Here is a 12,990-nt window from a genome sequence, read left to right on the forward strand (position 1 = left end):
GCTGCCTTCTGGCTGGCCCGGTGGTCTCGAAGCGTGTTTGCCAGACCGCGCAGCATGTCAGTGATTCGCCCCCGATGATTGACGACATCTTCGGTGTGAGATGGTGCACGCTGGCGTTCATGACTTGACCCGTTTTGCAGGTTTTGCAGGTGTCGGTTTTTTCGCGGGCCTGGCGGGTGATGGCTCTTGTGTGTCGTTGTAGTCGTAGCTGAGCGTGAACCATGGATGCAAGTGCTCCAAGGCCGTATGGCCCAGCGCATTGATCGTTTTGATCAGTCGGCCCTGGGCGTCGTAGAACATTTGATCGTGATGGCCGTGTTCACGCATGGCGCGGTCATTGATGCAGCGATGGGTATTGAGAAAATACGAGCGATAGACCCGGATAGTCTCGCCCTTATGGTTGTATTCGACACGTCCCATGACCCGCCAGCGACGCGCGGCGGGCATTTCGATCGGCTTGCAGTCGGCGCCGGTCTCGAGGCCGTCCTCGGGCGTCGCGACAAGGGCATCGCCCGGCGGCACGAGCTGTTTGCTTTGCAGCTCGCGGCCAAAACCGTCGACGTAACGGACGGTTATCTGAATCTGTTGCTGCGGGTCGGTGTGGTAGCGGTCGGCAATCAGGTCGACGCTGTTTACCGGCTGCCTGAGGGCGGTCTGGATGATCTTGAGCAGGGTTTGTTCGCTGGCAGTGCGTTTCTTTTGCTGGTTCAGCCAGCGCAGGGCCGATGCGCGTATGTGGCCGTCGGGCAGGATCAGGCCGTTGGCGATCCATTGCTTTCTTTTGAGCCGCGCCGTTTTGACCGGTAGCAATGGCATCCAGCTGAACAGATTGGTGCGCACCACGCCGGCAGCGGATGCCAGCACGGTTTTCGGGTTGGCGAGGGCAAACTCGACGCTCAGATCAGACTGAGGTGGATAAACGGACAGATCTTCGAAACCGGCACGCACGCCTTCCTCGTTACCATGAAAGCTGAAGGCAATCGGTCGACCGCCCGCTTCGTACCGCACTTCGTGAATGTTGTCGTTGTGATCCGTGACACGCTGCACCTGCAAGGTGTGCATGTCGTAGGTCATTGCCGTGACGCAGCCGTCCGGCAGGGTGATGGCAGTGGTCAGCAGATGGTTTGCGTCCCTGGTGATGTGGGTTGTGCCATGGCTGGCGGTCTGCTGAACATCGGTGACGTGGTAGAAACCGCTGGGGTCGGAGTAGGTGAAGAAGCCGCTCTGTGCCGACCAGAGGTTTTTCAGAAGATCTTCATCCGTGTCTGGCGGCAAAAACAGGTTCATGGGCTTGTAGCCGATTTTTGTCAGCTCGTCCCGAATGACAATCGGGACGTCGACGTAAGCCGCCAATGCCTTTTTGTCGAACACAGCCCGCTCGGTCGGTCCCTGGCGCGGTGGGTACTCGATCTTGCCGTCCATCTCCAGATAATTCTGCTGCGAGAGCGAAATCAGTTCGCGTTCCGATGTCCACTCTGCGCAGCCCTCATACTTTTCGAAGTTTTCGAAATTGATGTCCGCCGATTGCAGCCCGTCCGGCAGCGCTCCCTTGGGCAGCATCAGCGCATTGCTGCGCTGGCGCCAGGGCAAACCGAGCAGCCAGTGGTCTTCAGTGATCAGATGAATCGGCTCGGCAAGGGTTTCCGTCAGATAGAAGTACCGCTGTTGCTCATCGTGACTGTCCAGCCAGGCGAGCTGTTGATCCTTTTGAGCGAAAGGCGGTTCTTCGGTTTTAGTGCGGCGGCGTGCGCAGGCGACCGCGAAGCGGTGAGTCGGATGACCGAACATGTCCCATGCCAGACCGACCGCGTGCTGACAGCGGGGGTCATCCATGAAACGTTCGTATTGCTGGCTGCGGTTTTCCAGTTCCAGCACCAGCAGGCTGGACGGGGTTTCGTCGACGACCCGAACCAGATAACGGAATTCTCTCAGGTAAATCAGGTGAGCGGGAGCGGGGTCGTCCGCCTGACAGGCTTCAATGCGAAGCAGACGACCGGCCAGGGCGTAGGCGACTTCGGGATCGTCGCTCTTGCGCCGTTTGCGAATTCGTTCTCTACCGCGTCTGGCGTCGAGCGTTGAAGTGACGGTGGGCCCAAAGGGCGTGATTTCATCGTCGAGTTCGCTGATACCTTTCAAAACCGGATCGACACTTTCGCCGGTATGAATCCATTGAGTGGTGCGCATGGGGGCTGTATGGCCACTTTCGGCCTTGCCCGGTTCCAGTTCGCTGTCGATCTGACAGACCCGGCCGAAGCCGCGGAATTCGCGTTCGCGACCGTCGTAATAACCCTCGAAATACTCATGGAACTGCATCAGGTAATTGCCGGTGATTTCATCTTCCTGACGCAGCCAATGGAGCACCATCTGCGGAAACGGCAAATGGCACACCGGCTTCCTGCGTGCCACCAATTCCTGGCGTTTTTCATCCAGCCAGAATTGCGCACTGCTGCGATATTGCAACGACGCGTTGTAACCCATGTTGTTGTTGCATCCAGTGAGCAGGTATGGCCGCGCGTCGACCAGGTTATACACATAGTGTCGAGGTGACATGTGCGGAACGGTCAGCAGCAGGCTGGCGCAGCCAATGCCCCTGAGATCAGCAAAGGTCACCTGGCAGAGGTTGTCGTAGCGCACGCCTCTGGGCCATGGAATTCGGACGGGTTCCGATGCCAGGGAGTTGCCACCGTGGTTCAACCAGATTTCGAAGAAGTCCGAATACAGGTAAATGAGAGCCGGAGCACCGGAATTGTCTACGTCGGCGATGCGCACTCGGTCGGGATCGAACTCGCCATATTTGAACGGCAAGTCGCTCATCTTGAAACCCTCGCCAAACCGGCCATGCCCGAGGCTGATCCAGCAGCGGATTTCATCATGGCGGATCCGGCACAGTTCCATACCGCTGGCGCCCATATCGCTGAAAGACACCAATTCGTTACCGGCTCCACTGAACAGCGGCAATCGGTCCGGGGTATGGGGTACATCCTTGCCGGGAGCAAAGCCTGTTTCCCTCAAATTCGCGTACACCCGTACGCTTTTCGGTCCGATCAGCGCCAGGGAGTTGAGACCGTCACCGCTCAAGTCACCCAATTGGGCCAAATAATGGAAGAACTCCACGGGAAACTGCTTGAACGATTTGAACAGCGACCAGGTGCCATCCGGATTGAGCGTGTAATACCCGCTGCCGTCGGGCTGCGCGACGATCCAGTCCAGGCGTCCGTCGCCGGTGAGGTCCATGAGGATTTGCACCACCGGTTTGTTGCTGTCGGCATTGGGGATCAGCGGCAGCAAGGTCCACGGGCCGTAGATGATTTCGTCAGTGCCGGGTGTGCCGCGCAGAGGCTCACGGTAATACCAGGCGTTGTCGTGCTGGCAGAGAAAACCAGGCAGGCCTTCTCCGTAAAGGTCGACGCAATGATAGGGCTTGCCGTCGTTGAGGCCCGGCATATGGTCGAGTGCCAGAAACGCCTGGGGAAAGGGGTTGAGCTTGAGCGGCTCATAGCAGTACTCAAGCGGCGGTAATTGTTTGACGTGCCCCTCTGCGTCGTAACTCATGTAATGCGCGGCTTTGAGGTGGTTGTATTGACGCGGCGTGGGTTCGTGCTCCAGCAACAGACGTTCGACCAGTACCGGGTCGGGGCCGATGTGGTTGAACAACAGAAACTGCTGGCACAGGCGCCGGGTGCCAATCTCGAAACCGAAGCGATGATTGCGAAACGGATCGCTGCGCAGCAGCCATTTGTTCTCGTTCGGGGCTGAATAGGGGGGAACAGCCTCGCGCCGGGTGACGCGCTCCCCGTAGTCGACTATCAGACGGAACAGCCAGTCCAGCATTTCTGGCTGCGAATGATCAAGGCAATACAGATCAGTGCTGGCGGTCTTGTTGCAATAACAGACCTGCCGCAGATAGCGCTGGGCCTGATAGGCAAAGCGATCGTCGGCGACCTTGTCATCGGCCTTGTACTCGTAAAAAATGTTTTCCCCCACCGCGCTCCTGGTTTCCACCAGCAGCCACGCGGCGATATGGCTCGGCTCTGCCGGGTCGTAGATGCACGATCCCTGGTTATTGCCATAGCAATGTTGCGAGCCGTCGGCGCGGGAAACGATCCAGAAGGGGTTAGTACTGTCATCCGGTGTCCAGAGTTCGTAGCGGTCAAACGTAATTTCCAGGCGAGGGATGTAACGCACCACCGAAAACTTTCGGGCGCTCTTGCCTTTACCCCGAGTGCGTCGGGTTACCTTGATCTTGCCGCGGGTCGTCAGCTCGGGTCGCAGGTCGGTGCCGTCAGCCTGCATGACGTCGTCGGGTGCGTATTTCGGAACGCCCTTGCTGGTCTTGCGGAAGATGACCGGCAGCGGTAAATCCCAGCCGAGGCCGCACTTGCCGTTGCCCGCGTTGCCGTCATAGACCAGTTGCAGGTCAGGATTGAGCGAGCGCGCAGGGATGATCGGCAACGTCAGCGTGTAAGATCGCTGCCCGGTCGCACCGATTTCCCCCCAACTGCGTCCATTGGTGGCAATGGACGCAGTTTTGGCAATGGAGGGCGGGGTGACGAGCGCGTCTGCATCAGGAACCATGGCAACGCAACCAGTGAATGCCGAGATTGCACGCTAACAGAGCATTATTTTTTCGACACCTGTCAGATCTGACAGGTGCCCGCGCCGGCATTTTATGGCAGACGAAAAAAAGGCCGGGCGGTCATTGCTGACCGCCCGGCCTTTTTACTAACAGACGAAGCGCTTACTGCACTTCAACCGCCAGGCTTTCGCTGATCTTCTGTTGCCAGATCGCAGGACCAGTGATGTGTACCGATTCACCTTTGCTGTCCACCGCTACGGTGACCGGCATGTCCTTGACCTCGAACTCGTAGATCGCTTCCATGCCCAGCTCGGCAAACGCCAGAACCTTGGACTTCTTGATCGCTTGCGCCACCAGGTAGGCGGCCCCGCCGACGGCCATCAGGTACACAGCCTTGTTGTCCTTGATCGCGTCGATGGCGGTCGGGCCGCGCTCGGACTTGCCGATCATGCCCAACAGGCCAGTCTGCTCAAGGATCTGACGGGTGAACTTGTCCATCCGCGTGGCGGTGGTCGGGCCAGCCGGGCCAACCACTTCGTCACCGACCGGATCAACCGGGCCGACGTAGTAGATGAAGCGACCTTTCAGATCCACCGGCAGGGTTTCGCCCTTGTTCAGCATCTCGACCATGCGCTTGTGCGCAGCGTCGCGACCGGTGAGCATCTTGCCGTTGAGCAGGACGGTTTCGCCCGGCTTCCAGCTCTGCACGTCTTCCGGGGTCAGGGTGTCGAGGTTGACGCGACGGGCCGACGGGCCGGCTTCCCAGACGATTTCCGGGTAGGCGTCCAGCGGTGGCGCCTCCAGCGAAGCAGGGCCGGAACCGTCGAGCACGAAGTGCGCGTGACGGGTGGCGGCGCAGTTCGGGATCATGCACACCGGCAGGGAGGCGGCGTGAGTCGGGTAGTCCATGATTTTCACGTCGAGCACGGTGGTCAGGCCACCGAGGCCCTGGGCGCCGATGCCCAGCTGGTTGACCTTCTCGAACAGCTCCAGACGCATTTCTTCGATGCGGTTCTGTGGGCCACGGGCCTTGAGCTCGTGAATGTCGATGGATTCCATCAACACTTCTTTCGCCATGACGGCGGCTTTCTCGGCGGTGCCGCCGATGCCGATGCCCAGCATGCCCGGTGGGCACCAGCCGGCGCCCATGGTCGGAACGGTCTTCAGCACCCAGTCGACGATCGAGTCGGACGGGTTGAGCATGGCCATTTTCGACTTGTTCTCGGAGCCGCCGCCCTTGGCCGCCACGTCCACTTCCACGGTGTTACCCGGGACGATGGAGTAGTGGATGACCGCCGGGGTGTTGTCCTTGGTGTTCTTACGCGCACCGGCCGGGTCGGCCAGGATCGAAGCACGCAGGACGTTTTCCGGCAGGTTGTAGGCGCGGCGCACGCCTTCGTTGATCATGTCGTCCAGGCTCATGGTCGCGCCATCCCAACGCACGTCCATGCCCACACGCACGAACACGGTCACGATGCCGGTGTCCTGGCAGATCGGCCGGTGGCCGGTGGCGCACATGCGCGAGTTGATCAGGATCTGCGCCATCGAGTCACGGGCCGCTGGCGATTCTTCGCGCAGGTAGGCTTCGTGCATCGCCTGGATGAAGTCCACGGGGTGGTAGTAGGAAATGAACTGCAGGGCGTCGGCAACGCTCTGAATCAGGTCGTCTTGCTTGATCACGGTCATGAGTCGCGCTCCTCTAAAAGACGGGAACATTCAATAAGGTGCCTGCGGCTTGGGTGCATCGGTCGGTCGCAGACACCTTTCAAGGCACGCCGGGGCTGCTGGCGCGACGCTAAAAAGGCGCGGCAGTATACCGCGCCTCGGTGGCGGGCACATCTGCCGGGAGTCATTCGTTGGTCGCATGGCTGCAGGTTTTTGACGCCAAATACCCGGCCCGAAAATCAATGGTCATTTATCGCCTGCGCCACTAAAGTGGCAGCCGGTCTGTAGAGTAGGACACTCGGTCAGCCTCTTATCGCACGGTGAGTCAACGATTGACCCATAACGCCATTCAACGTCTTTTGCTCAAACGCTTCGCCCTCGCTGCAGCCACCTATGGATTGGCTTTGCTGCTGCTGTGGCTGGCGTATTTCACCGGTCACTACAACGACTCGCTGGCGGGCGTTGCCATCGGCAGCGCGCTGGTGGTGATCAGTCAGGCGGCCCTGTTCGCTGTGTTCTTTTCCGGCTGCAACCTGCGCTTCTCCGACCCGAGCCTGACCGAAGTTCAAGTGCTGCTGGGCCTCGGCTGGCAGACGTGGCTGATCGCGCATCTGGAAGAGGCGCGGGGCGAGTTTCTGGTTTTCTATGTGCTGGTGCTGCTGTTCGGCCTGTTCCATCTGTCACAGCGGGCGTTTGTGCGCTGCGCCATGCTGGTGTTCTTCAGCTTCTGCGCTATCACACTGTGGGACGGTTACCACTTGCGGCTGCACGATCCGGCGCTGTCCGCGTTGCAGGCCTGCATCCTGCTGATCGTGCTGGCGTGGCTGGTGATTTACGCCCGCTTCGTCCAGACCTCGCGCCAGCGTATGCGTCAGCGCCGGTTTGCCTTGCAGGCGCATCAGGACACCCTGCGCGGGATGATGCGCCAGCTCGAAGACCTGGTGGCCACCGATGAACTGACTGGGCTGTTCAATCGCCGGCATTTCCTGCGCCTGGCCACCCGCGAGCTGAATGCGATGGAGGCCGACGTGGTGCATGGTCTGGCGCTGATCGATCTCGATCACTTCAAGCGCATCAACGATATTCACGGCCACGCCGCCGGCGATCAGGTGCTGCAAGCCTTTGCCGGGGTGGCCGGGGCCTGTCTGCGCGACGGCGACGTGTTGGCGCGTTATGGTGGTGAAGAATTCGTGGTGCTGCTGCCCGATTGCAACGCCGAGCGCCTGACCGCTTGCTGCGAACGGCTGCGCATCGCCTTCACCGACGTTGAACTGGTGGGCCTGAATGTGAAAAACCTGAGCCTGTCCGCCGGCATGACCCTGCTGGAACTGGGCGATGATCTGGACGATGCCTTGCAGCGCGCCGATCAGGCGCTGTACCGGGCCAAGCGCGACGGGCGCAACCGTTGCGCAGCCGCGTGGGAGAACGTCGATGCCTGAACTGCGGGTCGGTGAACGACAGTGGTCGGTGGCAGCGGGCAGCAACCTGCTCGATGCCCTCACTCAGAACGGTGTGGCGGTACCTTATAGCTGCCGCGCCGGCAGTTGCCATGCGTGTCTGGTGCAATGCGTGCAGGGTTTGCCCGCCGACAGTCGCCCCGATGCCCTGAGCGCCGAGCAGCGTGATCAGGGTTGGCGGCTGGCCTGTCAGTGCCAGGTGATCGAGGACTTGCAGGTGCACACCTTCGATCCCGTCACCGACGGTCGCCCGGCCACGGTCGAAGCGCTGGACTGGCTCGGCGACAGCGTGTTGCGACTGCGCCTGACACCTCAGCGGCCGTTGCGCTACAGCGCCGGTCAGCATCTGGTGCTGTGGGCCGGCCACATTGCGCGGCCGTATTCGCTGGCGAGCCTGCCGGAAGAAGACCGCTTTCTTGAATTCCACCTCGATTGCCGCCAGCCCGGCGAATTCAGCGATGCTGCACGACGCTTGCAGATTGGCGACCCGATCCGCCTCGGCGAACTGCGCGGCGGTGCGCTGCATTACGACCCGGACTGGCACGACAGGCCGTTGTGGCTGCTGGCCGCCGGCACCGGGCTCGGCCCGTTGTTCGGCGTGTTGCGCGAAGCCTTGCGTCACGATCATCGGGGCGCCATTCGCGTCATTCATCTGGCCCATGATGCCGACGGGCATTACCTGGCCAAACCCCTTGAAGCATTGGCCGCGCAGCGGGAAAACCTCAGCGTTGAAGGGTGGACGGCGGCCGAGTTGCCGGGCGCTTTGGCGCAACTGCGCCTTGTCTCCCGACAAACCCTGGCTTTAGTCTGCGGTTCGACTGCCAGCGTCGACGCGTTTGCCAAGCGTCTGTTCCTGGCCGGACTGCCGCGCAATCAACTGCTGGCCGATGTCTTCCTGAGCCGTGGTTGAGCGCTGAATTCTCAGACGCGAGACCTGCCATGCCCGAAGCCATCCTGCTGCACCGCGAACGCGGTTTGCTGACCCTGCGCCTCAATCGCCCGGACAAGAAAAACGCCCTGACCCGCGCCATGTACAGCCAATTGGCCGAGGCGCTCAAGCAGGCGAATCACGACCCCGAAATCAACGCCGTGCTGATCACCGGCAGCGCCGAGTGCTTCACCGCCGGCAACGACATCGCCGACTTCATCCAGCAACCGCCGAGTGACCTCGACAGCCCGGTGTTTCACTTCATGCTCGAACTGCTCGAATGCCGCAAACCGGTGATCGCCGCCGTGGCCGGGGCGGCGGTGGGGATTGGTACGACGCTGTTGCTGCATTGCGATCTGGTGTACGTGGCGCGGGATGCGCGGTTGCGCATGCCGTTCGTCAATCTCGGGTTGTGCCCGGAGTTCGGTTCCAGCCTGATCCTGCCGCGTCTGCTCGGGCAGGCCAAAGCGTCCGAGTTGTTGCTGCTCGGTGAGGGTTTTACCGGTGAGCAGGCGGCGCAATGGGGGATCGCGACCGAGGCGCTGAGCAGTGGCGAAGCGGCATTGGCCAAGGCGCGAGAGATGGCGCTGCGGTTTGATGAGCTGCCGGCCGAGGCGGTGCGGATCAGCAAGCAATTGATGCGGGCGCCGGATCGCGAGTTGATTCGCAAGGTGATCGAGGAGGAGGGCGCGCTGTTCACCCAGCGGCTGAGGTCGCCGGAGGCGTTGGCGGCGTTGACGGGGTTCATCAAACGCCATTGAGATATCCGCCGACCGCCGACCGCCGACCGCCGACCGCCGACCGCCGACCGCCGCCGCACTCCGTGCACCGATCGTTCCCACGCTCTGCGTGGGAATGCCTCAATGGACGCTCTGCGTCCGCTTCGGCATGGGACGCGGAGCGTCCCGGGCTGCATTCCCACGCGGAGCGTGGGAACGATCAAACTAGTAACAATCAGTCTGAAATGAAAAAGCCCCGCCATTCACACGGCGGGGCTTTTCGTTTTCAGCAACCGGTCACTCAGACCTGCGGGTCGCCCACGTGCAGGATCTTCATGCCGTTGGTGCCGCCGGTGGTGTGGTAGCTGTCGCCCTTGGTCAGGATGACCCAGTCGCCTTTCTCCACCACGCCGCGCTTGACCAGCTCGTCGATGGCTTTCTGGCTGACTTCGTTCGGGGCCAGCGAAGCCGGGTCGAACGGTACGGTGTACACGCCACGGAACATCGCAGCGCGAGCCTGGGCTTCGCGGTGCGGGGTGAAGCAGTAGATCGGCACCGACGAACGGATACGCGACATGATCAGCGGGGTGTAGCCGCTTTCGGTCAGCGCGATGATCGCTTTCACGCCCGGGAAGTGGTTGGCGGTGTACATGGTCGCCAGTGCGATGCTCTCGTCGCAGCGCTCGAATTCCTTGCCGATGCGGTGGCTGGAAGTCTTGCTGGTCGGGTGCTTTTCAGCGCCGACGCAGATGCGCGCCATCGCCTGCACGGCTTCCAGCGGATAAGCGCCGGCAGCGGATTCGGCAGACAGCATCACGGCGTCGGTGTAGTCGAGCACGGCGTTGGCCACGTCGGACACTTCGGCGCGGGTCGGCATCGGGTTCTGGATCATCGACTCCATCATCTGGGTCGCCACGATCACAGCCTTGTTGTGGCGGCGTGCGTGCAGAATGATTTTCTTCTGGATGCCCACCAGCTCAGCGTCGCCGATTTCCACACCCAGGTCACCACGGGCAACCATCACCGCGTCGGAAGCCTTGATCAGACCGTCGAGGGTTTCGTCGTCGGCCACGGCTTCGGCGCGTTCGATCTTCGCCACCAGCCAGGCGGTGCCGCCGGCTTCGTCGCGCAGTTGACGGGCGTAGTTCATGTCGGCGGCGTCACGCGGGAAGGACACGGCGAGGTAGTCGACTTCCATTTCAGCGGCGAGCTTGATGTCGGCCTTGTCTTTTTCAGTCAGGGCCGGAGCGGTCAGGCCGCCACCGCGACGGTTGATGCCTTTGTGGTCGGACAGCGGGCCGCCGATGGTCACGACGCAGTTCAGTTCGGTCGCGGTGGCGGTTTCAACGCGCATGACCACGCGGCCGTCGTCGAGCAGCAGCTCGTCGCCCACGCCGCAGTCCTTGACCAGGTCCGGGTAGTCGATACCGACAACCTGCTGGTTGCCTTCGGTCAGCGGATGGCTGGTGGAGAAGGTGAACTGGTCACCGATCTTCAGCTCGATACGCTTGTTGGCGAATTTGGCGATACGGATTTTCGGGCCTTGCAGGTCACCCAGCAGGGCGACAAAGCGGCCGTGCTTGGCAGCGAGGTCACGCACCAGCTTCGCGCGAGCCTTGTGCTCGTCGGGGGTGCCGTGGGAGAAGTTCAGACGGGCGACGTCCAGGCCAGCCAGAATCAGCTGTTCGAGAACTTCCGGCGAGTTACTGGCCGGGCCAAGGGTAGCGACGATTTTGGTACGACGGACGGACATGCAAAGACTCCTCAGGTTCAAGCGCTCGCAGAGGCTACTACGCTCTTTGGGTGTAGTCATTGTTCGTTTGCACTACTTATTGTTTTCTTTATTGAACGCGACAATCGGAACAAAGGGCTCTGAAGATTTCTCGCCAGAGGTCGATAATGATCACAAGACAGGAGAATACCCCATGCGATTCGTGCCCATTGCCGCCCTTGCCCTCAGCGTCCTCGCCGCTTCGGGCTGCACCCGTTGGTCGATGAACCATCATTTGAACAACGCCTACAGTGCCTACGACCGGGGCAACTGCGAGCAGGTGATGCTCGAACTGTCCAAGGTCGAACGCGCCAGCCGTGCACGCCCTTATGTGTGGCCGGAAGTGTCGATGATGCGCGGTCAGTGCCTCGAACGGCAGAAAATGTTCGTCGATGCGGCGCAGACCTATCAGTTCATCATCGCCTCGTACCCCAACAGCGAATACGCCTACCGCGCCCGCGCGCGTCTGGAAACCCTGCAGAGCCTGGGTCACTACCCGACTCGCAGCGCTGCCGCCGTGGTACGTCCAACCCGCTTCTGATGGTAGTTGTCATACAAAAGCTGGCTGCTTGTATAGGGTGAGCTATAGTCGAATGACACCGGTGCAGATCGAATTCAGTACCGGCGCAACACCTGCGACTGGCATGAGATGCACGTGGCAAGCGCCACACCGGGAGCGGGGAGAGCGAACCTGACGCACAGGTCCGTTCCGAAGCGAGAGTGCGGCTCTGTGATGGAGCCTTGCATGGCGAACTGCGTATGTTTACCGACCGTCGAATCGAACGGCATCAGCTGCCGTATTTTCTGCGAGTATTCAACAGCGTCACCGACAAACCCATCGGCTTTCTGGGCAACGTGTCCGAAGACGGTTTGATGCTCATCAGCCAGTTGCCGATGATGATCGGTGCCGAATTCAACCTGCGCCTGAAAATCCCATTGGGTGAGGGCAGTCAGCAGGTCATCGACCTCACCGCGTGCTGCCTGTGGTGTCACGAAGACGCGACCCCCAAACACTACGACGCCGGCTTCAGCCTGTACCGCACGCCGCCAGAGTATGGGCAACTGGTCGAGGCGTTGAAGCAGTACTTCAGTTTTCAGCCGTTGCCGGCCTCGGCCTGATTCATATCCGCCAGAAACATCGCGGGCAAGTCCGCTACCACAAGGACACCACTGATCCCTGTGGGAGCGGGCTTGCCCGCGAAGGCGTCAGCACTGACACCCTCTATTCAACGGCTAGGCAATAGCGATCGCCCGCTCGTTATCCAGCGTCTTCTCCACCAGCAACAACCCCAACTCACTCAACTGATAGATCGCCATCGCCAGATGCCGCGGCTTGTCGTCCAGGCTGTCGGCCAGGTCGAGCAGCAGGATGCTGACCGAAGAAAAGGTCTCGTAGGTCTGGATGGCGATCGCCTCGGGGTTGATCTCAGGATCGACCTTGAACATCTGCATGCCGCGATCCACGGAGTTGTGCGGTTTGTCCTTTGGGGGATTGAGGTAGAAATCCAGGGCCCGGTGAGCGGCGTCGTGGAGTTTCTTTGAATCGACGGAGGCGTAGGGGGAGACCGGATCGGGTTGATCGGTCGGGTCCGTTGGATCGGTGTCCGAAGGAGGATTTGGAACTGGCTTTTTCATGTATTTCGTACTCGTCGATAAGACCACCATCGGCTCGCGACTAAACGAGAAAAGGGTGGCGGCTGTAAGCAGGTTAGTCGACCGGGAGTACGTACCGGTGCGCCCGAGGGCGCCCTGCGAACAGCCACCATCGAGTGCGGGGATAGGGAATACCCGACTTGATGACGCTTATGCGCAACGTACTAAGACCCCGGGCGACTAAACCCGGCCGCTGATTGGCAGCGACGGGGATCAAGTTA

9 protein-coding genes are annotated in these 12,990 nt (G+C 60.9%); 5 read left to right on the forward strand and 4 right to left on the reverse strand.

Annotated features, from left to right (window positions below):
* Nucleotides 1–117: 117 nt before the first annotated feature.
* Nucleotides 118–4,575 (reverse strand): SpvB/TcaC N-terminal domain-containing protein, encoded by a 4,458-nt coding sequence (locus tag K5E37_RS08285; RefSeq protein WP_221533570.1) that lies wholly within the window; start codon nt 4,573–4,575, stop codon nt 118–120.
* 163 nt (nt 4,576–4,738) lie between these two features.
* Nucleotides 4,739–6,262 (reverse strand): fumarate hydratase, encoded by a 1,524-nt coding sequence (locus K5E37_RS08290; RefSeq protein WP_007960181.1) that lies wholly within the window; start codon nt 6,260–6,262, stop codon nt 4,739–4,741.
* A gap of 311 nt (nt 6,263–6,573) precedes the next feature.
* Between K5E37_RS08290 and K5E37_RS08295 the strand changes: the two genes are divergently transcribed.
* The 3 genes from K5E37_RS08295 to K5E37_RS08305 are packed head-to-tail and all read left to right on the forward strand — an operon-like array spanning nt 6,574 to nt 9,387.
* Nucleotides 6,574–7,680: a diguanylate cyclase gene (locus tag K5E37_RS08295; protein ID WP_085606669.1), complete on the forward strand. Its 1,107-nt coding sequence runs from the start codon at nt 6,574–6,576 to the stop codon at nt 7,678–7,680.
* The gene (locus K5E37_RS08300; protein ID WP_085606667.1) at nt 7,673–8,608 is read left to right on the forward strand and encodes an iron-sulfur-binding ferredoxin reductase; all 936 of its coding nucleotides are present in this window, start codon (nt 7,673–7,675) and stop codon (nt 8,606–8,608) included. Before K5E37_RS08295 ends, K5E37_RS08300 begins: the two co-directional genes overlap by 8 nt.
* Nucleotides 8,609–8,637: 29 nt before the next feature.
* On the forward strand, nt 8,638–9,387 hold the full coding sequence (locus tag K5E37_RS08305; protein ID WP_007960185.1) for an enoyl-CoA hydratase-related protein: 750 nt from the start codon (nt 8,638–8,640) through the stop codon (nt 9,385–9,387).
* Between the two features lie 259 nt (nt 9,388–9,646).
* On the opposite strand, the gene pyk is transcribed toward K5E37_RS08305, so the two are convergent.
* Nucleotides 9,647–11,098 carry a pyruvate kinase gene (pyk, locus tag K5E37_RS08310; RefSeq protein ID WP_007951250.1) on the reverse strand — a complete coding sequence of 484 codons (1,452 nt, stop codon included), beginning with the start codon at nt 11,096–11,098 and terminating at the stop codon, nt 9,647–9,649.
* Between the two features lie 172 nt (nt 11,099–11,270).
* Here pyk and K5E37_RS08315 point away from each other — a divergent pair, with 172 nt between their 5' ends.
* Entirely contained in the window at nt 11,271–11,657 is a 387-nt protein-coding gene (locus tag K5E37_RS08315) for a tol-pal system YbgF family protein (protein ID WP_011335675.1), read from the forward strand.
* A gap of 218 nt (nt 11,658–11,875) precedes the next feature.
* Nucleotides 11,876–12,235 (forward strand): PilZ domain-containing protein, encoded by a 360-nt coding sequence (locus K5E37_RS08320; protein ID WP_085606663.1) that lies wholly within the window; start codon nt 11,876–11,878, stop codon nt 12,233–12,235.
* 114 nt (nt 12,236–12,349) lie between these two features.
* Here the strand turns inward: K5E37_RS08320 and K5E37_RS08325 are convergent, their stop codons facing one another.
* Complete coding sequence (locus K5E37_RS08325; RefSeq protein ID WP_221533571.1) at nt 12,350–12,751, reverse strand: DUF6124 family protein; 402 nt, start codon at nt 12,749–12,751, stop codon at nt 12,350–12,352.
* Nucleotides 12,752–12,990 lie beyond the last annotated feature (239 nt).

Origin of the sequence: Pseudomonas sp. RIT778 (assembly GCF_019718735.1) — a bacterium.
GTDB classification, from domain to species: Bacteria; Pseudomonadota; Gammaproteobacteria; order Pseudomonadales; family Pseudomonadaceae; genus Aquipseudomonas; species Aquipseudomonas aphyarum.